General features: G+C 66.5%; 21 protein-coding genes. 8 read left to right on the forward strand and 13 right to left on the reverse strand.

The window, feature by feature from the left end:
• Positions 1 to 10 precede the first annotated feature (10 nt).
• From ACQY4K_RS13435 to ACQY4K_RS13450, 4 genes are read right to left on the reverse strand one after another with little or no spacing between them, the layout of a single operon-like run.
• Entirely contained in the window at positions 11 to 289 is a 279-nt protein-coding gene (locus ACQY4K_RS13435) for a formate dehydrogenase subunit delta (protein ID WP_428390699.1), read from the reverse strand.
• Positions 286 to 3126: a formate dehydrogenase subunit alpha gene (gene fdhF, locus ACQY4K_RS13440; RefSeq protein WP_428390700.1), complete on the reverse strand. Its 2841-nt coding sequence runs from the start codon at positions 3124 to 3126 to the stop codon at positions 286 to 288. Before fdhF ends, ACQY4K_RS13435 begins: the two co-directional genes overlap by 4 nt.
• Positions 3117 to 4664 carry a formate dehydrogenase beta subunit gene (locus ACQY4K_RS13445; RefSeq protein ID WP_428390701.1) on the reverse strand — a complete coding sequence of 516 codons (1548 nt, stop codon included), beginning with the start codon at positions 4662 to 4664 and terminating at the stop codon, positions 3117 to 3119. The genes fdhF and ACQY4K_RS13445 overlap by 10 nt, the downstream gene beginning before the upstream one ends.
• Positions 4665 to 4671: 7 nt before the next feature.
• Positions 4672 to 5148: a formate dehydrogenase subunit gamma gene (locus ACQY4K_RS13450; protein WP_428390702.1), complete on the reverse strand. Its 477-nt coding sequence runs from the start codon at positions 5146 to 5148 to the stop codon at positions 4672 to 4674.
• 28 nt (positions 5149 to 5176) lie between these two features.
• Here ACQY4K_RS13450 and ACQY4K_RS13455 point away from each other — a divergent pair, with 28 nt between their 5' ends.
• Positions 5177 to 5746, forward strand: coding sequence for a hypothetical protein (locus ACQY4K_RS13455; protein WP_428390703.1), 570 nt, complete (start codon positions 5177 to 5179; stop codon positions 5744 to 5746).
• Here ACQY4K_RS13455 and ACQY4K_RS13460 read toward each other — a convergent pair.
• Both ACQY4K_RS13460 and ACQY4K_RS13465 read right to left on the reverse strand, forming a co-directional pair.
• Entirely contained in the window at positions 5743 to 7131 is a 1389-nt protein-coding gene (locus ACQY4K_RS13460; protein ID WP_428390704.1) for an ATP-binding protein, read from the reverse strand. The genes ACQY4K_RS13455 and ACQY4K_RS13460 overlap by 4 nt on opposite strands.
• Positions 7132 to 7143: 12 nt before the next feature.
• On the reverse strand, positions 7144 to 7821 hold the full coding sequence (locus ACQY4K_RS13465) for a winged helix-turn-helix domain-containing protein (RefSeq protein WP_428390705.1): 678 nt from the start codon (positions 7819 to 7821) through the stop codon (positions 7144 to 7146).
• Positions 7822 to 8133: 312 nt separating this feature from the next.
• Between ACQY4K_RS13465 and ACQY4K_RS13470 the strand changes: the two genes are divergently transcribed.
• The 4 genes from ACQY4K_RS13470 (at position 8134) to ACQY4K_RS13485 (ending at position 14471) form a co-directional block, all read left to right on the forward strand.
• Positions 8134 to 9486: a TolC family protein gene (locus tag ACQY4K_RS13470; RefSeq protein WP_428390706.1), complete on the forward strand. Its 1353-nt coding sequence runs from the start codon at positions 8134 to 8136 to the stop codon at positions 9484 to 9486.
• Positions 9483 to 10505, forward strand: a complete 1023-nt coding sequence (locus ACQY4K_RS13475; protein ID WP_428390707.1) for an efflux RND transporter periplasmic adaptor subunit — start codon at positions 9483 to 9485, stop codon at positions 10503 to 10505. Before ACQY4K_RS13470 ends, ACQY4K_RS13475 begins: the two co-directional genes overlap by 4 nt.
• Positions 10502 to 13585, forward strand: a complete 3084-nt coding sequence (locus ACQY4K_RS13480; protein WP_428390708.1) for an efflux RND transporter permease subunit — start codon at positions 10502 to 10504, stop codon at positions 13583 to 13585. The genes ACQY4K_RS13475 and ACQY4K_RS13480 overlap by 4 nt, the downstream gene beginning before the upstream one ends.
• Before the next feature lie 136 nt (positions 13586 to 13721).
• Positions 13722 to 14471 carry a bacteriorhodopsin gene (locus ACQY4K_RS13485; RefSeq protein WP_428390709.1) on the forward strand — a complete coding sequence of 250 codons (750 nt, stop codon included), beginning with the start codon at positions 13722 to 13724 and terminating at the stop codon, positions 14469 to 14471.
• Positions 14472 to 15052: 581 nt separating this feature from the next.
• Here the strand turns inward: ACQY4K_RS13485 and ACQY4K_RS13490 are convergent.
• The 3 genes from ACQY4K_RS13490 to ACQY4K_RS13500 all read right to left on the reverse strand — a co-directional run bounded on the left by ACQY4K_RS13490 (position 15053) and on the right by ACQY4K_RS13500 (position 17425).
• Positions 15053 to 15412, reverse strand: a complete 360-nt coding sequence (locus ACQY4K_RS13490; RefSeq protein WP_428390710.1) for a MarR family transcriptional regulator — start codon at positions 15410 to 15412, stop codon at positions 15053 to 15055.
• Positions 15387 to 15791 (reverse strand): toxin-antitoxin system TumE family protein, encoded by a 405-nt coding sequence (locus ACQY4K_RS13495; protein WP_428390711.1) that lies wholly within the window; start codon positions 15789 to 15791, stop codon positions 15387 to 15389. Before ACQY4K_RS13495 ends, ACQY4K_RS13490 begins: the two co-directional genes overlap by 26 nt.
• Before the next feature lie 188 nt (positions 15792 to 15979).
• Positions 15980 to 17425, reverse strand: coding sequence for a DUF6880 family protein (locus ACQY4K_RS13500; RefSeq protein ID WP_428390712.1), 1446 nt, complete (start codon positions 17423 to 17425; stop codon positions 15980 to 15982).
• 138 nt (positions 17426 to 17563) lie between these two features.
• Between ACQY4K_RS13500 and ACQY4K_RS13505 the strand changes: the two genes are divergently transcribed.
• Positions 17564 to 18697, forward strand: coding sequence for an LLM class flavin-dependent oxidoreductase (locus ACQY4K_RS13505; protein ID WP_428390713.1), 1134 nt, complete (start codon positions 17564 to 17566; stop codon positions 18695 to 18697).
• On the opposite strand, the gene ACQY4K_RS13510 is transcribed toward ACQY4K_RS13505, so the two are convergent.
• The 4 genes from ACQY4K_RS13510 to ACQY4K_RS13525 are packed head-to-tail and all read right to left on the reverse strand — an operon-like array spanning position 18666 to position 23677.
• On the reverse strand, positions 18666 to 20309 hold the full coding sequence (locus tag ACQY4K_RS13510; protein WP_428390714.1) for a GMC family oxidoreductase: 1644 nt from the start codon (positions 20307 to 20309) through the stop codon (positions 18666 to 18668). The two genes, ACQY4K_RS13505 and ACQY4K_RS13510, sit on opposite strands and share 32 nt — an antisense overlap.
• Entirely contained in the window at positions 20299 to 20940 is a 642-nt protein-coding gene (locus tag ACQY4K_RS13515) for a gluconate 2-dehydrogenase subunit 3 family protein (protein WP_428390715.1), read from the reverse strand. The genes ACQY4K_RS13510 and ACQY4K_RS13515 overlap by 11 nt, the downstream gene beginning before the upstream one ends.
• The gene (locus ACQY4K_RS13520; protein ID WP_428390716.1) at positions 20933 to 21880 is read right to left on the reverse strand and encodes a hypothetical protein; all 948 of its coding nucleotides are present in this window, start codon (positions 21878 to 21880) and stop codon (positions 20933 to 20935) included. The genes ACQY4K_RS13515 and ACQY4K_RS13520 overlap by 8 nt, the downstream gene beginning before the upstream one ends.
• A 15-nt stretch (positions 21881 to 21895) precedes the next feature.
• A complete protein-coding gene (locus ACQY4K_RS13525) occupies positions 21896 to 23677 on the reverse strand; it encodes a thiamine pyrophosphate-requiring protein (protein ID WP_428396126.1) in 1782 nt (593 codons plus the stop codon).
• Between the two features lie 99 nt (positions 23678 to 23776).
• Between ACQY4K_RS13525 and ACQY4K_RS13530 the strand changes: the two genes are divergently transcribed.
• Both ACQY4K_RS13530 and ACQY4K_RS13535 read left to right on the forward strand, forming a co-directional pair.
• Positions 23777 to 24667, forward strand: a complete 891-nt coding sequence (locus tag ACQY4K_RS13530) for an SMP-30/gluconolactonase/LRE family protein (protein ID WP_428390717.1) — start codon at positions 23777 to 23779, stop codon at positions 24665 to 24667.
• A gap of 88 nt (positions 24668 to 24755) precedes the next feature.
• A complete protein-coding gene (locus tag ACQY4K_RS13535) occupies positions 24756 to 26411 on the forward strand; it encodes a purine-cytosine permease family protein (protein ID WP_428390718.1) in 1656 nt (551 codons plus the stop codon).
• Positions 26412 to 26459: the final 48 nt, after the last annotated feature.

The raw sequence follows: 26459 nt of genomic DNA on the forward strand, positions 1-26459 counted from the left end.
TTACGTTTCTTTAGCCTGCGTCGCTGGCCATCTGGCCGGCTTCCCGCGCGGGTGAGGTGACGCGAACCACGGGGCTCGCGGCGGTGATCGGCTGCTTCAGCGCGCTCACGACAAGCGGGTCCAGGTCCGGGGCACCCTGCTCGATCCAGCCTTCGAGGTCGCGCCGCATCGCCGGGGTCCAGAACGATACCAGGTGACGCCGGATGCCGGCCGCGGCCTCGTCGTCCGGATAGGACCTAAAGAAGCGCGCGATCTGGTTCGCCATCGCTGCGAGTTTTTGCGGCTTCACTCGGCGACGCTCGGCTCGGCGATTTGGGTCAGCGCCGTGTCCTCGTCGAAGAAGCGGGCCTGCCAGTCCGACATACGGTTGGTCTTGCGCACCTGCACCGCGGTGACTTTGTATTCCGGGCAGTTCGTCGCCCAGTCGGAATAATCCGTGGTGATCACGTTGGCGCCGGTCTTGGGATGGTGGAACGTGGTGTAGACGACGCCGGGCTGCATCCGCTCGCTGATCCGCGCGCGCAGCGAGACGTCGCCGGAGCGGCTCGCGAGACACACCAGATCGCCCTCGACGACGCCGCGCTGCTCGGCGTCAAAGGGATGGATCTCCAGCACATCCTCTTCGTGCCAGCGGCTGTTCTCGGTGCGCCTTGTCTGCGCGCCGACATTATATTGCGAGAGGATGCGTCCGGTGGTCAGCAGCAGCGGGAACAGTGTGCCGGTGCGCTCCTCGGTCGGGATGAACTCGGTAATCATGAAGCGGCCGAGCCCGCGCACGAAGCGGCCGACATGCATCGTCGGCGTGCCCGCGGGGGCGGCGTCGTTGCACGGCCATTGCAGCGAGCCGAGTGCGTCGATCTTCTCGTACGAGATGCCCTTGAAGCTCGGCGTCGAGACGGCGATCTCGTCCATGATCTCGGACGGATGGCTGTACTGCATGGCAAAGCCCAGCGCGTTGGAGAGCGCCATCGTCGCCTCCCAGTCGGCGAGGCCCCCCAGCGGCGGGATTACCTTGCGCACCCGACTGATGCGGCGCTCGGCGTTGGTGAAGGTGCCGTCTTTTTCCAGGAAAGACGAGCCGGGCAGGAACACGTGCGCGTATTTCGCGGTCTCGTTGAGGAACAAATCCTGGATGACGATGCATTCCATCGCGCGCAGCCCGGCGGTGACGTGCTGGGTGTCGGGGTCGGACTGGGCGATATCCTCGCCTTGGATGTAGAGGCCCTTGAAGCTGCCCTCGACGGCGTCGTCGAGCATGTTGGGAATGCGCCGGCCGGGTTCGCCTGAGAGCGACACGTTCCAGAGCGCCTCGAAGGCCTGGCGCACGCCGTCGTCGGACACATGCCGGTAGCCGGGGAACTCGTGCGGAAAGGAGCCCATGTCGCACGAGCCCTGCACGTTGTTCTGGCCACGCAACGGGTTCAGGCCGGTGCCGGGCTTGCCGATATTGCCGGTGGCCATGGCGAGGTTGGCCATCGCCATCACCGTGGTGGAGCCCTGGCTGTGCTCGGTGACGCCGAGTCCGTAATAAATGGCGGCAGCCCCGCCGGTGGCGTACAGCCGTGCCGCTTGGCGAAGCGCCGTCGGGTCGACGCCGGTCAGCGCGGCGGTGGCCTCGGGTGAATTGCGCGGCTCGGCGATGAAGTGCTGCCAGCTATCGAAGGCCTGTGCGTCGCAGCGCTCGCGCACATAGTCGGTGGCGACCAGCCCCTCGGTCACCACCACGTGCGACATCGCGTTGAGCACGGCGACGTTGGTGCCAGGCAGCAAGGCGAGGTGGTGGGCGGCCTCGACATGCGGCGAGCGCACCAGGTCGATGCGTCGCGGGTCGACGACGATCAGCTTGGCGCCCGCGCGCAACCGCCGCTTCATGCGCGAGGCGAACACCGGATGGCCGTCGGTCGGGTTGGCGCCAATCACCATGATCACGTCGGCGTCTGCCACGGAGGCGAAATCCTGGGTGCCGGCGGAGGTGCCAAGCGTGGTCATCAGCCCGTAACCGGTCGGCGAGTGGCAGACCCGGGCGCAGGTGTCGACATTGTTGTTGCCGAAGCCGGCGCGCACCAGCTTTTGCACCAGGAAGGTCTCCTCGTTGGTGCAGCGCGACGAGGTGATGCCGCCGATGCTGTCGCGGCCGTGGGTCGCTTGCAGGCGCCGGAACTCGCTCGCGGCGTGGCCGATCGCCTGCTCCCAGCTCACCTCCTGCCAGGGATCGCTGATCTTGGCCCGGATCATCGGCCTGGTGATGCGGTCCCTGTGGGTGGCGTAGCCCCAGGCGAAACGGCCCTTGACGCAGGAATGCCCCTCATTGGCGCGGCCGTCCTTGTAGGGAACCATGCGCACCAGGTCGGTGCCCTGCATCTCCGCCTTGAAGGCGCAGCCGACGCCGCAATAGGCGCAGGTGGTGACCACCGAATGCTCGGGCTGGCCCTTGGCGATGACGCTCTTCTCGGTGAGCGTCGCGGTCGGGCAGGCCTGCACGCAGGCGCCGCAGGAGACGCATTCGGATCCGAAGAAATCGGTGGGGCCGGCGGCCACCTTGGAGTCGAAGCCGCGCCCCGTGATGGTGAGCGCGAACGTGCCCTGCACCTCGTCGCAGGCGCGCACGCAGCGCGAGCAGACGATGCATTTCGAGGCCTCGAAGGTGAAGTACGGGTTGGACTCGTCCTTGGGAGCGGCGAGATGGTTGACGCCGTCCATGCCGTAACGCACCTGGCGCAGGCCAACGGCCCCGGCCATGTCCTGGAGTTCGCAATCGCCGTTGGCCGAGCAGGTCAGGCAGTCGAGCGGGTGGTCGGAGATATACAGCTCCATCACGCCGCGACGCAGTTGCGCGAGGCGCGCACTCTGCGTGCTGACCACCATGCCGTCCTCGGCCGGCGTTGTGCAGGACGCCGGTGTGCCGCGGCGTCCGTCGATCTCGACCAGGCAGAGCCGGCAGGAACCGAACGGCTCCAGGCTGTCGGTGGCGCAGAGCCTGGGGATCCTGGTGCCGAGCGAGGCGGCCGCCGCCATCACCGAGGTGCCTTGCGGCACCGCGACGCTCTGGCCGTCGATGCGCAGGGTCACGGTTGTCTCGTTGGCGCGGATCGGCGTGCCGAAATCGGTCTCCTTGATCAGGCCCATGCGTGCGGCTCCTTGTCGAAATCCTCGGGGAAGTGCGTGAGCGCGCTTCTCACCGGCACCGGCGTCAGGCCGCCCATGGCGCAGAGCGAGGTGTCGGTCATCAGGGTGCAGAGGTCGCCGAGCAGTGCCAGGTTGCGCGCGCGCTCGACGCCGGCGGTGATCCTGTCGACGACCTCCATGCCGCGCACCGCGCCGATGCGGCAGGGCGTGCATTTGCCGCAGCTCTCATGGGCGCAGAATTCGAAGGCGAAGCGGGCCTGGGCGGCAAGGTCGACGCTGTCGTCGAACACCACCACGCCGCCATGCCCGAGCAGGCCACCGGCCGCGGTGAAGGCCTCGTAGTCCATTGGGATCTCCAGCATATGCGCCGGGAAATAGGCGCCGAGCGGGCCGCCGACCTGCACCGCACGCAGCGGCCGCCCGGAGGCGGTGCCGCCACCGAGCTCCTCCACGATTTCGCGCAAGGAGGTGCCGAAAGCGACCTCGAGCAGGCCGCCGTGCCGGACATTGCCGGCGAGCTGCACGGCCAAGGTGCCGAGCGAGCGGTTGCCGCCATGCTGCGCATGGGTCTTGCCGCCGAGGGCCAGGATAGAGGGGATGGCGGCGAGCGAGAGCACGTTGTTGACCACGGTGGGCTTGCCGAACAGCCCGGACAGTGCCGGCAGCGGCGGCTTGGCGCGGACCGTGCCGCGGCGGCCTTCAAGGCTCTCCAGCAGCGAGGTCTCTTCGCCACAGATGTAGGCGCCCGCACCGAGCCGCGCCTCCAGGACGAAGCGCTGGCCCGATCCCGCGACGTCATCACCGAGCAAGCCGGCCTGCTCCGCCACCGCGATCGCGCGCTGCAGAGTACGAAAGGCGTGCGGATATTCCGAACGGCAATAGATGAAGCCCTTCGTCGCCCCGACCGTGAGCCCGGCGATGGTCATGCCTTCGATCAGGCAGAACGGATCGCCTTCCATCAGCATTCGATCGGCGAAGGTGCCGCTGTCACCCTCGTCGGCGTTGCAGACGACGTATTTCTGCGAGGCCTGCGCCAGGCGCACCGTGTTCCATTTGATGCCCGTCGGGAAACCCGCACCGCCGCGGCCGCGCAGCCCGGACAGCTTGATCTCGTCGACGCTCGCCTGCGCGCCGATCTCGGCGGCCCGGGCGAGACCCGCGTAGCCGCCATGCGCGCGATAGTCGTCGAGCGACAGCGGGTCGATGATGCCGCAGTGGGCGAAGGTCAGACGCGTCTGCCGGACCTGCCAGGGATGCCGCTCCGGCCGGCCGATAGCGAGCGCATGGTCGCCGCCATCGAGAAATCCGGCGTCGAACAGCGAGTCCACGTCGTCCGGCGTTACCGGCCCGTAGCCCGTTCGTCCGGACGCGGTCTCCACCTCGACCAGAGGCTCCAGCCAGACCATGCCGCGAGTGCCGTTGCGCACGATCTGCACCGGCCTGCCCAGGCGCTCCGCCTTGGCGCGGATCGCATCGGCAATCCGGTCGGCGCCCATTGCCAGGGCTACAGTGTCGCAGGGGACGAAAACTTGGGTCATGCCCGGGTCATGCATGTGCCAGTGCGTCGTCGAGTTTGGCCGACGTCAGCCGAACCATCGGTGTGTCGTCCAACAGTGCTGCCGGAGCGCAGGCGCACAGGCCGAGGCAGTAGGTCGGCTCGATGGTGAGTTCGCCGTCCGCCGTCGTCGCGCTCCAATCGAGCCCCAACCGTGCGAGCAGCGCCTCCGCCAGCGCCACCGCGCCCATCGACTGGCAGGCCTCGGCGCGGCACAGCTTGAGGACATGGCGCCCAGCCGGCGCGCGGCGGAAGTCGTGATAGAACGAGATAACCCCATGCAGCTCGGCGCGCGAGATGTTCAGGGCGCTCGCGATCAGCGGCTCCGCCTGCGACGGGACGCAGCGGAATTCGTCCTGGAGTGCGTGCAGGATCGGCAGCAACGGGCCCTCCAGACCGAGATGCGCCTCGATGATCGCCTGGGCCCGCGTTGTTTCCGGCCAGCCGGATTGCTGTGTGATGGACATGATTGGATGCTGGCCCGAGAAAGGGTGCTTGTCGAGTTGGCAGCTTGACGGCGGTCTCGTGTCGCGCGACAGGGCAGGCATGAACCTCGCCGACGGCGTCAACCGCGCGGATAACTGGATCCTGGACCGCGTCTTCCAGCCGATGGCCGACCGGCTCGGCGAAAAGCCGACGGCGTTCGAAATCGGCATGAGCATGCAGCTCGGTGCCATCGTGCTCGATGCCGCGGCCGTGATAGCCATATTCATGGTGGGCGGCCTGAGCATCGATTCCGCGCTGTGGAACGGGCTGATGTGGGCGCTGGGGTTCGCCTTCTATTTGTCGATCAACCGAATGCGGCCGCTGGTGCGTCCCGGACACGCCAACCCGCTGCGCTTCATGCTGCAGGGCTTCCGGCCGCTCTCGATCCCGTTCCTGCTCTATAGCGCGGTGCAGGCGGCCCTCGCGCACCCACCGTTCCAGATGGCGATGCAATTCAATGCGCTGGCCAACCTGGTGTTCGTGATCGGCCTGTATATGGTCTCGACCCAGCCCAAGCCGCCGCGCCAGCGCCAGACCGTGCGCTCAGGCTGGCGCCAGGAGGCGGGGAGCGGCTTTTAAGCACGAACGCCTTGGGCGGCCCCCCCACTCGTGAATTCCATACTGACCCGTAAGCCGGGGTTTGCCGGTTGCAGGCGCAGCTTGGCGCCATGCAGATCGGCTACCGCGCTGACCAGGCTGAGCCCAAGCCCATGGCCGGCGGTCGTGCGGCTGCGCTCGCCACGATAAAAGCGTCGGGTGATGCGCGGTAGATCCGCCTCCGCCACACCAGGGCCGTCATCCTCGACCGCGAGCACGACGTGCGCCTGTTGGTCCTGGCCCAGACCTACGCGAATGCAGGTGCCGGGGGGCGTATGACGCAGGCCGTTCTCGACCAAATTGGCGAGCGCCTGGGTCAGCAGTTCACGGTCGCCGCGTAGCACGATGCCGGGGGCGATCGCGGTGGCCAGGCTGCGGCCGGCGGCTTCCGCGTCCGGTCGGTAGGCGTCGACCACGGCTTCGGCGACGGTGCTCAAGTCGACCGCGCGAAAGTGCGCGCTCGGCAGGCCGCCCTCGACCTGGGCGATGCGCAGCAGGGCGGAGAAGATGTCGAGCAGGCCGTCTGCCTCGGCGATGGCGGCGTCGATCGCCGCGGCAAAGGCCGGCGCCCCGTGCGCCTGGGCGCGGGCATCCTCGAGACGCTGATAAAGCCGGGTCAGCGGCGTGCGCAGGTCGTGCGCCGCGTCGCTGCCGACCTGGCGCAGACTGTCCATCAGCGCGCCGATGCGATCGAGCATCCGGTTCAGCGTTCCGGCGAGGCGGTCGAGGTCGTCGCCTGTGCCCCGCAGCGGCATGCGACGGGCGAGATCGCCGCCGATGATCGCCTCGGCGGTGTTGGAGATCGCATCCACCCTGCCGAGAAACGCCCGGCTCAGCCACACGCCGCCGCCGATGCCGAGCAGGCCGGCCGCCCCGATCGCCCAGACCAGCGCGGTGGTGATCGCCTCCTGCAGATCCTCAATCTGGTCGAGATCGTCGCCGACCGCCAGGGTCACGCCGTGGCCCAGATCGCTCACCAGGGTGCGGACATGTCCCGTCTCGCCGTCAACGTCGCGAGCAGTGGGGATTGTCGTCCAGCCCGCTCGCCACGGCATCGCGTGGGCGAGCGTGCCCGCCAGACGCGCGCCGCCAGGGCCCTCAACCCGGTACTCAAGCGCGCCGGTGCCGTGGCCGCGTGCGGCGACCAAGGCGAGCAGATGCTCCAGGCCGCCGTCCCGGTCGGCATCGCGCAGCAGCGCGGTCTCCGTCTCGATCCGCGCCGTCATCTGCTGGCGCAGCGCGGCGCGGGCTTCAAGCAGGACAACGCCCCCCAGGATCGACGCCGAGGCCGCGAACAGAACGACATAGAGGGCGGCGAAGCGAAAGCTTGCGGCGCGCAGCAGCCGCGGCACGGCCAGCCTGCTCACGCGGGGGGGCACTCACGGGGTGCGCAGGCTGTAGCCGGCGCCGCGTAAGGTGTAGATCAGCTCGACGCCGCCGAACTGCGACAGCTTGCCCCGTAACCGGCTGATATGCGTCTCGACGATGTTGGTCCTGGGATCGAAGTGGAAGTCCCATACCGCCTCGAGCAGCATGGTGCGGGTCACCACCCGGTCGGCGTTGCGCAGCAGATATTCCAGCAACTGGAACTCGCGCGGTTGCAGCTCGATCGGCCTGCCGGCACGCATCACGGAGCGTTTCAACAGGTCCATCACGAGGTCGCCCGCAGTCAGCTTTGTGACCGGTGCCTCACCGAGCGGCGGGCGGCGCGCAAGCGCGTTGACCCGGGCCAGCAGTTCGGCAAAGGCGAACGGCTTGACCAGATAATCGTCGCCGCCCGCCTCCAGGCCGCGAACCCGGTCGCCGACGCCACCGAGCGCGGTCAGGAACAGCACCGGCGCCTTGACCCCGGTGCCGCGCAGCGCCTGCACCAGGCCGATCCCGTCCAGGCCTGGCAACATGCGGTCGATGATCAGCACGTCATGGCCGCCGTCATTTGCCATCATCAAGCCGTCCCGGCCGGTGGCTGCGCATTCGACCAGGTGGCCGTGCTCGCGCAGGCCGCGGCCGACATAGGCCGCGGTTTCCGCGTCGTCCTCGATCAGCAGGAGCTTCATGACAGACCTTGAGGGCGAACGCTCAGTCGGCCTCGCCGCCGGCCATCGCCAGGGCGCCGGCGGCGAGAATGCGTGTGGTGTTCATGGCAAGACATTCTCCGGGTGATTGACCCTGCGACCATGCGCCACGCGACATTGGCGGAGCCGGGACCCCACGATACCGATCGCCAACCTTACAGCGCGGTGCTGATCAGCACGACAATGGGCAGCAGCGCCGGCGTGCCGAGCGGGACGCCATGCGTCACGCAACCCGGCGGGATTGATTTTAACCAACTTTGTCCCGGCGCCGACACCTGATAAGTCCCCGGCCGAATGAAGGCTCGAAGCTTCACCATTGTGCTCTGCTGCGCCGCACTTGCCGGTTGCGCGAGCTACCGCCCGCAGCCGCTCCGGCAGCATGCGCGCCTCGCCACCGGTGTGGCGGGGCTGGACCGGACGCGACCGGGTGCCGCGCCGATTCCAGCCGACCAGCCGCTGACCCCGGCCGAGGTTTCACTGCTCGCGGTCGCCAACAGCCCCGCTTTGAAAGCCTTCCGGGCCCGCCATGGCGTGGCCGCGGCGCAGGTGGTGCAGGCCGGTTTGCTGCCCGATCCGGTGTTTTCGACGGGCTACGACGTGCTGCTCGCCGGTCCCGACTTCGCCAACAACTTCACCGCCGCTTTGACCGCTGACGTGGGGTCGCTGATTACCCTCTCGGCCAGGCGACGGGCGGCGCGTCAGGCGGCGATGGATGTCGATGCGCAGATCGTCTGGCAGGAATGGCAGACGATCAGCCGCGCCCAGACGCTCGCGATCGATCTGGTCGAGCAAGGCAGGCTGCTGGAGAGCCTGCGCGATACGCTCGCTTTGCTGCGCCATCGCGCCGCGACCACCCGGCGCGGGATCCGGGAGGGCACCGCCACCTTGCAGATGCTGGCCCCGGACATCTCTGCCTTGATCGTGCTGCAGACCCAGCTCGACGCCGCGGTGCTGGCCCAGCAGCAACGTTGGCAGAGCCTGGACCTGCTGCTCGGCCTGGAGCCCGACGTGCGGCCGCTGCTCGCGCATAACGTCAGCGTGCCGGCAATCACGCCTGCAGAGGCGGCATCCATGCTGGCGGCGCTGCCGCGGCGGCGGCCGGATCTGATCGCGCTGCAACTGGGCTACGCCTCGCAGGAGGCACGGATGCGCGCCGCGGTGCTCGGCCAGTTCCCGGCGCTGACCATCGGCCCGAACTACACCGAGGACACCTCGCGTACGCAGACGGTGGGTCCCGCGGTCAGCATCGGGCTGCCGCTGTTCAACCGCAACCGCGGCGCCATCGCCATCGAGCGCGCCTCGCGCACGCAGTTGCAGGCGGAATACGACGACCGGCTGGCGACGGCGGAATCAGGTGCGCGCGCGTTGCTGGCCAATCTCGGCCTTGAGGAGCGGCAGTTGCGGGCGGCGGTCGCGGCCAAGCCGGAAGCGCGCAGGCTCGCCGTCGGAGCGCAGACCGGGCTTAACCGCGGGCTGCTGGACGAGCTGAGCTATGTCCAGTTGGTGGTGGCCAAGCTCGACCAGGAGCAGCAGGTGATCGGGCTTGAGCAATTGGTGCTGGATGAGCGCACGGCGCTGGCGACCCTGCTCGGCGCCGGCCTGCCGCCGGTCAAGCTGGTGCCGCCGAAGTCGCGGAGCCTGCTGTGAGACATCTGCTCGTCCTGGCCGCTTGGCTTTTGCTCTCGACGCCGGCGCTGGCAGCCCCCAGCGTTCTGGTGCAGACGCAGCCGCCGCATCGTGGCGCGCTGCCGCGTCTGCTCGACACCTACGGCACCATCCAGGCGGCGCCGGGCGGCGGCAGCGAAACCATCAGCCTGCCGCGGCCGAGCGAGGTGACGGCGCTCTCGGTGTACGCCGGCGAGCCGGTTCATGCGGGGCAAATGCTGCTCGCCTTGCGCGCGGATCCGGCGTCGGTCGCCGCCTACCAGCAGGCGGTGGCGGCGCTGACCCAGGCACGCGGCAACCATACCAGGGCGACGGAGATGCTGCGCGAGCATCTCGGCACAAGGGACCAGTTGGCGCTGGCGGTGCAGGCGCAGCAGGATGCGCAGGCCAATCTCGACGCGATTGAGCGCAGCGGTGGCGGCGCGCCGGAGCAGACCGTCTCCGCCGCCTTCGACGGGGTGGTGTCGGCGGTGCTGGTGGCGCAGGGTGCGCGGGTGGCGGCGAACACGCCGCTGCTGACCGTGGTGCGCAGCGCGGGGCTGGTCGCGGCGGTGGGCATCGAGCCGGGGCAGAGCGACAAGGTGGCGGTGGGCCAGCCGGCGACGATCGTGCCGCTCTATGGCGATGCCACCGCCCAGGGACGGGTCGGCTCGGTCGGCGGGCTGCTCGATCCGCGCACCAGACTGGTGCCGGCGATGATCGCGCCGCCACCCGGAGCCTCGATGACGCCTGGTACGCCGGTGCGGGTGGCGATCACCACCGGCTCGATGGACGGTTGGCTGGTGCCGCGCGACGCGGTCTCCACCGACGCGCATGGTCCGCATGTCTTTGTCGTGGGTGCCGGCAAGGCACATCGGGTCGAGGTGAAGATCGTAGGCCACGCGGGCGACACCACGGTGGTCAGCGGCACGCTCGATATGGCGACACCGCTGGTGACCTCGGGCAATACCCAGTTGCATGACGGCGAGGACGTCCGCACCGACAGTTCGGGCAGCCAGTGAGCAAGCAGAATCCTCAGCGCGGTTTTGTCGCGCGCCATACCCGCTCGATCCTCGCCGTGCTGCTGGCCCTGGCGGTCGCGGGCGTGCTCTCGGCGACAGTACTGCCGATGCGTCTGTTCCCGCAGGTCGCCTTCCCGCGCATCCTGATCGATGTGAATGCGGGGGCGAGGCCGGCGCAACAGACGGTGCTGCTCGTCACGATCCCGCTCGAGCAGGCGGTGCGCGGGGTGCCTGGTGTGCGCACCATGCGCTCGACCACCAGCCGCGGCTCGGTGCAGATCGCGCTGGACTTTCCCTGGGGCACCAACATGGTGGCGACCGCCACCGAGGTGAACGCGGCCGTCGCCCAGACCCTGCCGAGCCTGCCTGCCGGCGCGCAGTATCAGGTGCGACGGATGAACCCCACGGTCTATCCGATCATCGCCTACTCGCTGTCGTCGAAGACCATCAGCGCCGTGGCGCAACGTGATCTGGTGCAATACCAGATCGTGCCGCTGCTGACCGCGATCCCCGGGGTGGCGCATGTCGGCGTCCAAGGCGGCCAGGTCGAGGAGATCGAGGTCCTCGTCGACCCGCATCGGCTCGCAGCGCACGGGCTGGCGCTGTCCGACGTGGTGCTCGCTTTGTCCAAGGCCAACGTGCTGAGCGTGGTCGGCCGCATGCAGGACCATGACAAGCTGCTGCTGCTGGCACTTGACGACACCATCCGCCAGATCGCCCAGGTGCGGCAGACGGTGCTGCAGTCTGGTCCGGGCGGCGTGGTGCATGTCGGCGATGTGGCGGCGGTCCGCGAAGGCTCGGAGCCGCAATGGATACGCATCGGCGAGGACGGCCATCCGTCGGTGCAGTTCCAGGTCTACCAGCAGCCGAGCGGCAACAGTGTGGCAATCTCGGCGGCGGTGCGCGAGGCGCTTGCCGACTACCGGCCGCAGATGCCGCCCGGCGTGACACTCACCAAATGGTATGACCAGAGCATGCTGGTGACGCAATCCACCGGCAGCGTCCGTGACGCGGTGCTGATCGGGTTGGGGCTCGCGGGTCTCGTGCTCTACGCCTTTTTGCGCAGCCTGCGGGTGACGGCGGTGGCGATGCTGGTGGTGCCGGCGACGCTGGCCACCACCGTGCTGCTGCTCGAGATGCTGGGCATGACCTTCAACATCATGACCCTGGGCGGCATCGCGGCCGCCGTCGGCCTGGTGATCGACGACGTGATTACCATGGTCGAGCATCTCGCCCGGCGCGCCGGCCAGAACGGCGCCGCCGACGACGCGAACGGCGATAGTCCGGTGCTGCGCGCCGGGCGCGAGTTCCTGCCGCCGCTGAGCGGCTCCAGCACGGCGACCTTGCTGGTGTTCCTGCCGCTGATTTTTCTCGGCGGCGTCACCGGGGCTTTCTTCAAGGCGCTATCGCTGACAATGGCCGCCGCCCTGATCATCTCCTACGGCCTGACCGCGCTGGCGGTGCCGGTGCTGACCCGTCTGCTGGTCAATTTCGACAAATGGAAGGACCCGGGCGACGCGCCGGAGGGCCGTGTTGGGCGCGCGCACCGCTGGGCCCTGGACAAGCTGTTCGCGCGGCCCTGGCTGCTGCTGCTGGGGCTGGCGCCGCTGCTGGTGCTCGGCTGGTTCGCCTTCAACAATGTCGGCAGCGGCTTCATGCCGGAGATGGACGAGGGCGGCTTCGTGCTCGACTACGTCTCCGCACCAGGCACGTCGCTTGCCGAAACCAGGCGCGAGCTGGCGCAGGTCGAGCAGATCCTGCGCGGCATCCCGTCGGTTGCGACCTTCTCCAGCCGGATCGGCACCGGCCTCGGCGGCGGCCTTAGCGAACCCAATACCGGCGACCTGTTCGTGCTGCTCAAGACCGGCGCGCGTCCGCCGATCACCAGCATCATGGAACAGGTGCAGGATCGTATCGACGCGCAGGTCCCGGGCCTCGACGTCTCGCTCGCACAGCTCATGCAGGACCTGATCGGCGATCTCACCGCGGTGCCGGAGCCGATCGAGGTCAAGCTGTTCGCCGACGATCCGGCCAAGCTGGCGCCTGCCGCCAAGAAGATTTCCGCCGCCATCGCCAAGGTGCAGGGCGTGGTCTCGGTGCGCGACGGGATCGTGATTGCCGGCGATGGATTGCGGATCAAGCTCGATCCGACCAAGGCGGCAATCGAGGGCGTCGACAGTGCGGAGGTCGAAAGCGCGCTGAACACCTACCTGACCGGCACTGTGGCCACCCAGATGCCGCGGCCGCTCAAGCAGATTGGCGTGCGCGTCTGGCTGCCGCCTGGCATGCGTCGCTACGACGACCAGCTCGCGAACCTGCCGATACGGGCACCCGACGGCCATGTGTTCGCCCTGGGTCGTATCGCGACGATCACCCCCGCACCCGGCGAGCCGGAGATCGAGCGGCAGAACCTCGCCCGCATGGTGGCGGTGACGGCACGGCTACAGGGCCGCTCGCTGGGTGCTGCGGTCGGCGACGTAATAAAAGTGCTCAACCGCCCCGGCATGATGCCCCAGGGCGTGCGCTACGAAATGGGCGGCCTCTATGCACAACAGCAGATCGCGTTCGCCGGGCTGATCCGGGTGTTTGCCGCGGCCGTTGTCGCGGAGTTCGTGCTGTTGCTGTTCCTGTATGAGAGTTTCGCGATCGCCGCGATCGTGCTCACGGCGGCGCTGCTCTCGGCGATCGCGGTGTTCGCCGGGCTATGGTTCACCAATGTGCAGCTGAACATCACCGCGATCATGGGTATGACCATGATCATCGGCATTGGCACCGAAATGGCGATCTTCCTGGTTTCCGAATGGGTCGACCTGAAGGCCGAAATGCCGCCGCGCGACGCCCTGCTGGAAGCCGCCCGCAACCGCTTCCGCCCGATTGCGATGACCACGCTCGCCGCCATCCTGACCTTGCTGCCGCTCGCCCTTGCGTTCAGCCGCGGCTCGGGCCTGCAACAACCGCTGGCTATCGCGATCATTTCCGGCTTGATCGTGCAGATGCCGCTGGTGCTGTTCGCAATGCCCGTCGTCATCGGCTTTACCCTGCCGAAGGCAGAGCGGTCGCAGTCGCCGCACGGGGCATAGGTTCGAACCGTGCTTGTCATCCTCTTTACACAGCGATGTGTAGCCCCGCTCCGACAAAATAAACTGATCGGCCGTCAGGGGAAATGTCAGGAGCATCATCTGTTCTGAGGCGGCTACCCTCATGGAACAAGGCCTGATGACTTCACAGTTCTGGCTATGGTTCGACGTGATCGCCATGCTTGCCGGCGGCAGCCTGATCCTCGCCATCGGCAAACGTCGCACCGGCCATGAGGAGGCGCACACCGTTATCCACGGCATCGTGCCCATCATCGCCGCTTGTCTTTATCTGCTGATGGCGACCGGCCAGGGCAGCATCCTGCTGCCGATCCTGCCCGGCAGTGCCACGACACGCATCTTCTATTTCGGACGCTATATCGACTGGACCTTCACCACGCCGCTCCTGCTCATGGGTCTGGCCTACACAAGCATGCCGAGCGGCCTGCGCCGCGGCGGCGCTATTCTCGGCATGCTGCTCGCGGACGTGATGATGATCGGGACCGCTTTGGCGTTCGGCGCCTCGGTGGTCGAATGGATCAAGTGGACCTGGTTCATCGTCTCCTGCGTGGCGTTCCTCGGCGTCTACTACGTCATGTGGGTGGCGCTGCTTCAGGAAGCCGGGCGCGAACGCGCAAAGGTGCGGTCCGACTATGTTCGCGACGCCGCGATCCTCTCGGTTCTGTGGTTTCTTTATCCGGTAATCCTGGGTCTCGGCACCGACGGCACCGGTATCCTGAGCAGCACGACCAGCGTCGCCTTGATTGCGATCGTCGACCTGCTCTCGAAGGTCGCCTACGGCCTGCTGAGCACCGTCAGCACCGGTAAGCTGGTTGACGAGGATCTCAACGACGAAGGGAAGGTTACGGCCTCGGCACGCCGGGCGGCCTGATGGTCCTGACCGATCTTGCCGCGCACTGGTTTCGGAACGCGGCCGGGGGACTGCCGGATCGGTGGCGGCAGCGACGATCATCCGGGGCAAGAGCGGGACGCTCGGTTCCGATCACGTTGCTCACCATCGGTATCGGGGCCGCGCTATGGCCGCTGGTGGGGGACGGGCCATTCAACATGCATCTGCTGTCGTTGACGATCCGTGGCCTTGCCGCACTAACCTTGCCGCACATTCTGCTCGACGCCCTTTCAGCCACGCCGATCTGGCGCCGGATCGTGTCGCGAATGCAAGTCAAGGACGGCGTCACTGTCTGGCGACGACAATGCACTTCATTCTTGGCCCCATTTCTGTCCAGTCCGTATGCTCCAGCGGATCGGAAGGATCGGCAGCACGATCCACACAATATGGGTTCCTGCAGTCACGGTCGGATCCTTCCAGCACGCGGCAAGCCCGGCCCGCTACATTGCGGTCAGGAGAGTTTGATCCAAGGGTCAAGCCTGGTTCCATGAAGGGAACATGGGCAAGGAGGAAAACCGGGTGCTGTACGCAGGCCGCAGCGCAAGAGACGTTGTCGCATCCCATCACGATGCCGTCTCCTCCAAAAGCACCGTCGCACATGTTCCTGTCGTCAGGTCCACCCGCACCTCGCGCGCAACCGGCACCGGCCTGACCTCCCGTCCTTCCCGTTCCAGCCGGATCAGACCGTGGCCGGCGAGCAGTTGAAGGGAACGCGAGACATTTGGCTGGGCGCGGCCCGTCAGGGCGACGAGCTCCGCGATTGTCGTCGGCCGCTCCCGAAGCACAACACCAAGCAGGTCGAGTGCTTCCCGTGACAGGGCGGCTAGCAGGGGTGCCGCCGGCAGTGGCGCGGCGCGTCGCTCCCCGCGTGCTACGCCCCGCATCTCCTCGCGTAGGTCAGAAAGACTCTTCCGCGCCATCATCGTCCTCCGGCTCCAGTTCCACGTCCTCTGCCTTGAATTCAAACGCCACACCCTCCTGGCGGCATGCCATCTCCACCGCCGCAAAGAAGTCGCAGATCAGCTCGTCCGCACCTTGGTTATTGTAGCGCACCAGCTCGGCCGTTCTTCGAAAGCGGTGCCGATGGTCGTAGGCCTCAGCGCGGGGCAAGCCGTGGGCGTTGTCGAAGCCAAGCAGGCGTCTCCGGTCTACGTCGTGCAGCGTGAACGAGTATCTAATCCCATATGGCCGCTCCGTCGTCGTAGCCGTCTGCGCTATCCGGAAGCGAATGCTCCACCCATTTGCCAGCCAATAGCGACGCCGGTCATAATCGAGCAGTCGGTGCATCGCCTCGTCCGTCATATTTCCATATATCTAGTGATGATATGATTTGCAAGGGAGGATGCCAAGCGATGACCGATCAAGAGCACGAGCTTGACCGTTGTCCCGCGATGGTTTTGAAAGCGGCTTTCCATGCCGACGAGGAGTCGGGGCGGGCCGTCATTCCCCTCATGTCGAGGTGTCAGCTGCCGGCGGCGAGTAGAAGGTTCTCAACGAAACCTCTCGACCTCCTGCCAAAAGGCGGCCTTGCGGCCGTGGGCGGTTCTGAGGCCTTGGGCATACGCCGCGTGATCGGGTTTGCCGTTGAAGTCGGTGATGCGCGAGGCGAGGCTGGCGCAGTCGGCGAGGTGGCGGGCAGCATGCTTGTAGCGTGTTGCGCGCGTTTGTTCGAGCGTGAAGTCGATCATTGCCCGGCGCAGCAGGGTGGCGGCGAGGGGGTATTTGTCGTCGAGCGCATCGGCGGCGGGGCTCAGGAATTCGTAGAGATCGCCGTTCAGCCGGTGGGCCTCGGCCAGCACCAATTCGTTGGCCTGGTGCAAAGCGGGCCAGTTGACCAGGAAAGCCAGAGCCTGGTGGACGTCCCGGTAGGTGAGGGCGTGCGCCAGGGCGCGTTGCTCGGCCTCGAAATCCTCGAAGTCGGGCAGCCGGCGTAGGTGCTCGCGCAGGTGCGTTTCGTTCAGCGTGTCGAGGAACCGCTGCCAACGATAGTCCTGGGCTTGCTCGGCGCGGTTGAGCGCCTCGAGCGTATCAAGGTGCGCCTGCTCCCACTCTATCGGCGCCCGCGCGCGCCTCGCAGGGTCGACGGCCTCCAACGCTTGCTTCGCGTCCGTCGGACGGCCCGCGTCGAGCAGGCGCCGTGCGATCGCGGCGGCGGCAAGCGGGGTCTTGCGCGCGGCCAGGTCGATTTGCGCGATGTAGCCGTCAACGTTGCCCTGCGCGTCGGCAATTTGCTGGAGAACGAAGCTTGCGACGGAGCGGCGATGGCTGGACTCGATCTGGTCCGCATAAATGTTTCCCGAACTGCTCCAGCCGACCACCCGCCGCTCGCGCTCGGGAGGGACGGGCACCTTCTGCGCCTTGAACGCCTGCATGAGCGTCTTGATGCGGGCAAGCCCGGGGACGCCCAACTGTGGCGCAAGGGTCGGGACCAGCGCATCCCACGTGTCATACTGGTCGCGTCGCAACGCCTCGAAAGCGCGTTCGGCAAGACCCACCGGGTCCAGCTTGGCAGCCTGCGCCAACGGCCCGAGGTCACGCACGGCGCCCTGGAAAATTTCGGTGAGCCGTCCGCTGCGGTCATCGCTGCGAGCGAACACCGACTGCGCGCAGCCGACCAGTTGCCAGAGCAGCTCGAACGCCTCGCGCGGATCGCCCGGTGCCAGCAGGTCGAGGATGGCGCGGCGCTGCGACTCCAGGTCGGCGGCCAGCGATTTGACCTGTTGGGCGTCCATGAAGCCGCGGGCCTTGGCGATGCTCGCCAGCCGCTTGCCCACCTCGCGGCTCGCCTCCGCCGGGCCGGCATTGCCCGCGAGTGCCAGGCGCAGCCGACGCTTGGCCGCGGCGCTGCCGGTGCTGATCTCGATCAGAAGTGCCGCCAGCCGTGCGGCCCCAAGTGTCTCGAGGTTGGCCGCGTTGAGTGTCTTGCCAGATGCCATGGCATCTTGTGACGCGATCGGCCGGCTTGCTCAAGCACAGCCATTTCGGCAAGTCTGACGCCATACTTGTGCGAGATACTTGTGTTAGCAGGGCAGCACGATCGGGAGGGTGGCAACGCAAAGGAGGGCACGCTTGGGATGAATACGCAGGCCGCCGGCCGCTTCGGGCTGCCTTCCGATGATGGCGGCAAGGATCTCGGCATGTTCCTGCCGATCGCCAATGGCGGTTGGATCCTGTCCTCAACGGCGCCGCCAATCGATGCGTCCTATGCCTATAACCGCACGGCGGCGCTGCTGGCCGAGGGAGTCGGGCTCGACTTCATCATGTCGATGGCCAAGTGGCGCGGCTATGGCGGTGCGACGCGGCACTGGAGTTGCGCGCTCGACTCGCAGATCCTGATGACGGCGCTCGCTGTCGAGACCAGGCGCGTCAAGGTTTGGGCAACGGTGCATACGCTGCTGCAGAACCCTGCCGTTACCGCCAAGATGATCGCCACCCTCGACCACATAAGCGGCGGCCGTGTCGGGCTGAACGTCGTCCCTGGCGCCTATCGTGGCGAGTTCGAGCAGATGGGGGCCTGGCCAGGCGCGATCAGTCACGACGAGCGCTACGACCTTGCAACGGAATGGGTGCGCGCGGTCAAGCGGCTCTGGTCGGAACCCTCAGTCACCCAGGAGGGCCGCTATTTCACGCTGCGCGACTGCCAGTCCGAACCCAAGCCGGTGCAGACGCCGCGGCCGTTCCTGGTCGCCGCCGGCATGTCCGAGCGCGGCATGCGCTTTACCGTCGAGCAGACCGACGCGCTGTTCGTCGGCGGCAGCGACGACGACGAACTGCGCTGCGTCAGCTTGCGTGCGAAGGAGATGGCGCGCGCGGCCGGGCGACGGCTGCGCACCTATGCCATGCTGATCCTGGTGATCGAGGATAGCGATGCCGCGGCAGAGGCGGCGCTGAAGCACTACCGCGCCGGCTTCGACAAGGAAGCCTTCTTCGGCATGATGCGCTCGTACGGTATGATCGATTCCGAGATCGGCCACGAAAACAGCTTCACCGCGCGCGCACGGTCCGCACTGATGGCGCCCTACGCCGCGGGGGGCGCCGCGAGCATTGTCAAACGCATGACGCATTTGCTGGGCGATTGCGCGCTTGACGGCTTGATGCTGATCTTTCCCGACTATCACGCCGGGCTCAGGCGGCTTGGCGCCGAAATCCTGCCGGCCCTGCGTGAACGTTTTCCTGCTAAAGCTCGCCCCGATCGGCAAGCGCCTTGATCCGATCTGCGGTGCGCAGCGCGAGTGCGGTGATGGTCAGAGAGGGATTGACGCCTCCCGTCGTCGGGAACACCGAGCCGTCGCAGATGAACAGGTTGGGAATATCCCAGCTCCGGCAATCAACGTTGACAACGCTGCTGTCGCGGTCGAAGCCCATCCGAGCGGTGCCGGCGAGATGGTTGGTGTCGTTCTCTTGTCGAAATAGATCCTGCACGCCCGCCAGCGCCAGGCTGGTCTGCATCTGGTCCATCGCATGATTGATCAAGGCGCGATCATTGTCCGACCAGCTATAGGTGATCCGCGGGATGCGCAGCCCGTATTGATCGGTCTCGTCGGCGAGGGTCACGCGGTTGTCCAGTGACGGCAGCATCTCGCCCACCATCTTCAAGCCGACCTGATGATTGTAGTTCGCCATTTGCGCACGCAGCGCCTCGCCCCATACGCCGCGCGAGGCTGTCACCACCGAGGACCACTCCATCGGCAGCGGGCCTTGTGCCATCCAGCAATAGCCGCCGAAAAAATCCTTGTTGTCGTCGTAGTTCCAGTGCTCGGTGAGGGAGAGCGACGGCGGCCCTTTGTTCCAGCGCACCGTCTGCTGCATGGTGCCGTAGACCGCCTGGTTGGACTGAGTCATCAAATAGCGGCCGACGAGACCGGAGCTGTTGGCAATACCATCCGGGAAACGGTCGGTCGCCGAATTCAGCAGCAGGCGCGGCGTTTCGATGGCGTATCCGGCGACGATGACGAAGCGGGCCTTCTGAAAGTGCCATCGCCCATCGCGAAAGTAGTGGACACCATTGGCCTTTCCGGCCGCATCGACCTCGATCCGCCCGGCCATCGCGAGGTCGCGAATTTCGGCGCCGGCGCGTAGCGCGCGCGGGATGAAGGTAGTGAGCTGGCTCTGCTTGGCGTTGGTCGAGCAGCCGACCCGGCAGAAGCCGCGATACACGCATGACGGCGAGTTGCCGCGCGGGGCGGAAACGGTGGCCAGCGGCGTCGGCGTCCAGGCGTAGCCCATCGCCTCGGCACCGCGTGCCAGGATCTCGGCGGCACCGTTGAGTTCGTGCGCGCGATACGGGTAGCGCGGCCGCTTGGGTCCCCACGGGTAGCTCAGCGGCCCCGAGATGGCGAGCGCCTGCTCGGCCTTGCGGTAGTAGGTCCACATCTCCCGCCAATCCAGCGGCCAGTCGGCGCCATAGCCGAGGACCGAACGCGAGCGAAACCATTCGGGCCTGAAGCGCAACGACACCATGGCGAAATGCACGGTGCTGCCACCGACCGCCTTGCCGGAATTGTTGCCGCCCATCTTGATCGGGTTGGCGCCGTCGACAATCCGCTGGTCGGTCCAGAACAGTTTGGATTGCGAGGCCTCGTCGGAGGCGAAGTCCTCCAGCGGCCGAAAATAGGCGCCGGCATCCAGGGCGACGACCGAAAATCCGGTCTCGGCGAGGCGGGCTGTGAGCGGACCGCCGCCGGCGCCGGTGCCGATGATGACGAAATCGACGGCCTCGTTCTCGGAGAACTCATGCATGCCGACCCAGCCGCCCGGCTTGAAGACGTCCGGCGCCCGTCCGCCGGTCGCCCGTGGCTTGGAATAGATGTCAACCGACACGGGCGTTCTCCCGACGTGCGCGCTCTTCATGGCCAGGGGTCGCCTCGGCGGCCTCCCACGGGTCGCGCCGGTCGAGACGCAGGCGCACATAGCCGCGCGGACTTGCGGGACCGCCATAACCGATTTCGCTCCAGGCGGTCGGGTGCGCGTAATAGGCGCTGACGATGTCGGGGATCAGCCGGTTGTTGAAAAACGATGGGCCGGGCATGCCATCGAGGGCGGCGGCTTCAAGCGAGCCTGCTTCGAGCGCCTTGAGCAGCGCATCCTGCGCGTCGCCGGTGAGCGCATGGAACGGCTGGCCGTGTTGCGCCTGCGCTGCCTCGCGCAATGCCGCCAGCCCGCGTGTCCAGGCGACTCTCTGTTCGGGCAGTTCCGCGTGACGGTAGCCGTCATGCGCGTCGCTCAGCATCTTGTCGTCGACGTAAGAGGCGAGCGGTACCGGCGGCCGGTCGATGGGTTGCGGCACGATACGCGTGCACACCGCTTCCAGTGTCTGCCAGGCTTCGACGTCGAAGAAGCGCGGCTCACGTGGGATTGCCAGACGCTTGTCGATGACCCGACGCGTCTCATCGTTCCAGGATAGTCCGGCACGCTTGGCCAGCACGTCATAGCCTGGATAGTGTTCAGACATCGGCGACGTCCTCCAGCAGGCGAAGGGCGGCCAGACCGACCAGAGCCAGGCCGGTGAAGGCAGGCGGTGCCGGAAGTGGCGGTCCATTGAGGACGTTCTGTCGCCAGTTGCGCCATCCGCCCATGTCCCGGCCGACGCCGAGCGCATGGAATCCCGTGCCGGCCAGCCCGAGGATTGCGGTGGCACGCAACCACCAGCGCGTCAAAGGACGTGGGCGTGGTGACGACACCGACGCCACGGCGGTCAGCAGGGCGGCCACCGGCGGCATCGTCACCGGCAGCAGCATGAACGGATCATGGAACTGCCCGCGGAAATGCAGCAACCCGGCCTCACCGACAGTGCCAAAGATGCCGGCACCGGTTACGACGCCGAGCACACGACCGGCTGGCAGACCCAGCACGACGGGCGCGGTGCCGGGCGGCGTATTGCGCACGCGTTCGGACAGAAAGCCAAGCAGGCCCGAGAGCATTAACGCCGCCGGGGCACCGGGCGGGGCGGAGTAGAACAGGTTCTGCCAGGAGAAGCCGCCTGGCCGTTTTGCGATGTTGAACAGGTGAAAACCGGTGCCGACAAGGCCGGTCAGCGCAGTGCCGGCATAGATCACATCGCGGGCAGCGTGCGCGCCCACGCGCGTGTCCGCCAAGCCATGTGCGCTGACCGCGAGCGAAAAGCTCGACGTCACCAGCGGCGTAAACATCGCGGGATTATGGAACTGTCCGCGATAATGTTCGACTGCGCTGTCAAATAGGACGGAGCCGGCGAGGGTCCCGGCGGCGCGGTTCAGACGACGAGCGGTTTGCACCGCGGCAGTACGGGATAGATCCGGCTTTACACTGCGCTTCGCCAGCCCGCGCGCCGCGAGCAGCAACGCACCCAAGGTGGCGCCACCGAGGCCGGCCAGGACGCCGGCGACGACGCCGTCCGGACGTTTGATATCCATTTCAGTGCCCCGGGCTCAGTGCTTGCCGGGCAGGATGCTGGCCAGCATCTCCTTCGCGCTGCCGCGTATCACGCTGCCGAGTTCCGGCTCGCTGCCCATCATCGTCAGGAAGTTCTTGGCGTCCTTGACCGTGATGTGCGGCGGCAACGGCGGCACGTTGGGGTCGGTACGGGCTTCGAGGATCACCGGCCGGTCCGCCGACAGCGCCTCGTCCCAGGCGGCACCCAGTTTTTCCGGATCGTCGACATGGATGCCCTTGAGCCCGATCAGCTCGGCGTAGCGGGCGAACGGGAAGTCCGGAATGGCCTGGGTGGACTCCGTCTTGCCTTCGCCGAGCTGCACGCGCTCCTCCCAGGTCACCTGGTTGAGGTCGCGATTGTTCAGCACCAGCACGACCAGCTTCGGGTTGGACCAGGTCTTCCAGTACTTGCCGATGGTGATCATGACGTTGATGCCATTCATCTGCATCGCGCCGTCGCCCATGCAGGCGATCACGGTTCGGTCCGGGAACGCCATCTTGGCGGCCATCGCGTATGGCGTGCCGGCGCCGAGCGACGCCAGACCACCGGAAAGCGAGGCCTTCATGCCGCGTCGCATCTTCAGGTCGCGGGCAAACCAGTTCGCCGCCGAGCCGGAATCGGCGGTGATGATCGCATTCTCCGGCAGGCGCGGCGACAGCTCCCAGAACACACGCTGCGGGTTGATCGGGGTTGCCGACTGCATTGCCCGATCCTCGAGCGTCTTCCACCAGCTCACCACCTCGCCTTCGATCTTGTGCCGCCAGGAGCGGTCGGCCTTGCGCGTGAGCAAGGGTGCCAGCGCCCGCAGGGTGGCTGCGGAGTCGCCGATGAGATTGACCTCCATCGGGTAGCGCAGGCTGAGATTGGCACCGTTGATGTCGATCTGCACACCGCGTGCGCTACCGGGCTTGGGCAGGAACTCGCTATAAGGGAAGGACGAGCCGACCATCAGGAAGGTGTCGCAGCCTTGCATCAGGTCCCAGCTCGGCTTGGTGCCAAGCAGACCGAGCGAGCCGGTGACATAGCCGAGATCGTCCGGCAACACCGCCTTGCCGAGCAGGGCCTTGGCGACACCGGCGCCCAGCAACTCAGCAACCTCGATCACCTCGTCGGTCGCGGACAGGCAGCCGGCGCCGACCAGGATTGCAACCTTCTTGCCGGCGTTCAGCACATCCGCCGCCTGCCGCAGGCCGTCAGCCTCTGGCACCTTGCTCTCGAACGCATAGCCAATGCCGGTATGGGTGGTGCCGTGCTTCAGCGGTGGATCCGCATAGGCCATTTCCTGGAGGTCATTGGGGATGATCACGCAGGTCGGCGCGCGCTTGGCGTGGGCGATGCGGACAGCGCGGTCGATCAGATGGCGGACTTGGCTCGGCACCATCGCGGTTGCGACGTATTCGGAGGCCACATCCTTGAACAGGGTCTGCAGATCGACTTCCTGCTGGTAATGCGCGCCGATCGCCGTGCGTGCCTGCTGACCAACGATGGCGACAACGCCGACATGGTCGAGTTTGGCGTCATACAGACCATTGAGCAGATGGATCGCGCCCGGCCCAGAAGTCGCATAGCAGAGCCCGACCTGTCCGGTGAACTTGGCATGCGCTGACGCCATGAACGCGGCCATCTCTTCATGCCGCACCTGTACGTAGTCGAACCCGTCGTTGATCGCTTCTTGCAACGCGATATCGAGGCCGCCGACCCCGTCTCCGGGATAGCCATAAACACGGCTCAGCCCCCATGCACGAAGCCTGTGCCAGACGAACTCACTGACATTCATGCTCATGGGGTTCGCTCCTCAGTCGCGCCGCGGTAAGTCGTCTACGCGGGACCGCGGCCAACCGTTCCCACGCCAATGTGTTGATGGAGGGGTCACGCCATGCAGGTTGAAGTCGTGCTTGATGCAGCGGCACGCATTGGCGAATCACCCGTCTGGGTTGCAGAAGAACGCGTCCTTTACTGGATCGACGTCAAGGCGCCCGCCCTATATCGGCTCGACCCGGCATCCAAGGCACAGCAAAGCTGGAGGCTTCCTGGCGACATTGGCGCCTATAGCCTGACGACAGATCGTGATGTGGTGATCGTGGCACTGCGCGACGGGGTCTATCGCCTTACTTTGTCCAGTGGCGCCGTCGCCCTCCTGGCGCACGCGCCATTTGACCCCGTGATGCACCGCTTCAACGAGGGTGCGGCCGACGCGCGCGGCCGCTTCTGGGTCGGCACGATGTTTGATCCCCCCGAGGACGCGTACGCAAAGCCGCAGCCGGCCGGTCTGTTCCGCTACACCACCAAGGGTGGCCTGCAACCGACCGGCAATGTTGCCGAACTGCATAACGGCATGGCCTGGAATCTCGACGAAACCCTGTTCTACCTGGCCCACAGCTATGCCGGAGTCGTGCATGCCTATCCGTTCGATGCGGCAAGCGGCAGCCTCGGCAGACGCCAGGTTTTTGCGGCCATAGAGAAGCCAGCCGGCATCCCGGATGGGGCGGCAATCGACTGCGAAGGAGGCTACTGGTGTGCGCTGCATGGCGGCGGCGGTTTGCGACGTTTCCGGGCCGACGGCGTGCTGGAGCGCGAGGTGCGGCTGCCGGTCAGCCAGCCAACCATGTGCGCCTTTGGCGGCGAGGCGCTGGACATCCTCTATATTACAAGCGCCTCGAAGGGGCTCGATGCCAGCCAACGTGCGCGCGAACCCCACGCCGGCGCCATTCTGGCGATCCACCCCGGCGTGACCGGCCTGCCTCGGGAGCATCGCTTCACCCTGTAGACCGCCATACGTCGTTTGACGCATACGCGCGCTGAGCCTGACTTCCTAACGTGACGGACGCCTTCATCCAACCGCGAGGAGAGTTGGGATGTCCGACATCGCTGCCGGCGCGCCGAAACGGCGTGCGTTCAACAAACTGGTCAATAATCCGGTGCTCGAGGACTACTCGTTGCGCTACGCACCTAAGAGCTTTCGGACCTGGTCGGAATACGCGGTCGCCACCGCCGCCCTCGGCGGCATCGCCTATATGGCGGACCAGGCGATCGGCGGCTCGCTCGCCGTGCAGTTCGGCTTCACCAACGCCTTCTTCGGCATTCTCGCCGCCGCGGTGGTGATCTTCCTGACCGGTATTCCGATTGCGATCTACTGCGCGCGCTACAATGTCGACGTCGATCTGCTCACTCGCGGCGCCGGCTTCGGCTATCTTGGATCGACGCTCACGTCGGTGATCTACGCCTCCTTTACCTTCATCTTTTTTGCGCTCGAAGGGTCGATCATGGCCCAGGCGTTCCTGCTGTATTTCGGCATACCGCTCTGGGTCGGCTACGCGCTCGGTTCGCTGATCATCATCCCGCTCGTCGTGTTCGGCATGACCTTGCTCGCCAAGCTGCAGGTGTGGACACAGCCGCTCTGGCTGCTGATGCTGTTTACCCCACCGATCGCGGTCTTCATCGCCGATCCCCATGCCATCTCGCAATGGACGAGTTTTGCCGGTACCTCGCCTTCTGGTGCCAACTTCAACTGGCTGCTGTTCGGCAGTGCCGCCGGCATCGCACTGTCCCTGATCGCGCAGATCGGCGAGCAGGCCGACTATCTCCGCTTCATGCCGGACCAGGTAAAATCCAACCGCACGAAATGGTGGATCGCGGTGCTCTGCGCGGGTCCGGGCTGGGTGATATTGGGCGCTGCCAAGCAATTGATGGGATCGCTGTTCGCCTCCGTCGCGGTGGCGCACGGCACGCCACCGGCGCAGGCCAACGAGCCGATCCAGATGTATATCGCAAGCTACCACTACATGTTTCCGATGGCGGTAACGCTCGCCGTCGCCACCTTCTTCGTCATTCTGTCGCAGATCAAGATCAACGTCACCAACGCCTATTCCGGCTCGCTGTCCTGGTCGAACTTCTTCTCGCGCCTGCTGCACGCCCATCCCGGGCGCGTAGTCTGGATCTTTCTCAATGTCGGCATCTCGCTGACCATGATGGAGCTGAACATGTTCAGCTTCCTCGGCAAGATCCTGGGCTTTTACTCGAACGTTGCAGTTGCCTGGATCGGGGCCGTGACCGCGGACCTCGTCATCATCAAGCCGCTGCTCAAGCTCGGCCCGCAATATATCGAGTTCAAGCGCGCCCATCTCTACAACTTCAATCCGGTCGGCTTCGGCGCCATGCTGTTCGCCTCCGCGGTCTCGATTGTCGCGTTCTTCGGCCTGCTCGGTCCGGCAGCACAGGCCTTTTCCGCCTTCATCGCCCTCGGTCTTGCCTTTGTCGCCGCACCGATCATCGCGATCGTAACCAAGGGCCGCTACTATCTCGCCCGTCCGCCGTTCAACGATGCCTCGGTGAGCCCGACCTTGTCCTGCTCGGCCTGCGGCTTTGATTACGAAAAGCAGGACATGACGAACTGCCCGTTCCACCAGGGCACGATCTGCTCGCTGTGCTGTTCGCTCGAATCCTCCTGCGCGGACATGTGCAAGCCAGCCGTTCGCTCCACGGTCCCGCTGGAGGCGCCCAGCGCTGCGTGAGATGGCCGCTGCATGAGATGGCCGCTGCATGAGGTGACGCGGTCGTGC

Source organism: Lichenicoccus sp., from assembly GCF_965276875.1.
Taxonomy (GTDB): Bacteria; Pseudomonadota; Alphaproteobacteria; order Acetobacterales; family Acetobacteraceae; genus Lichenicoccus.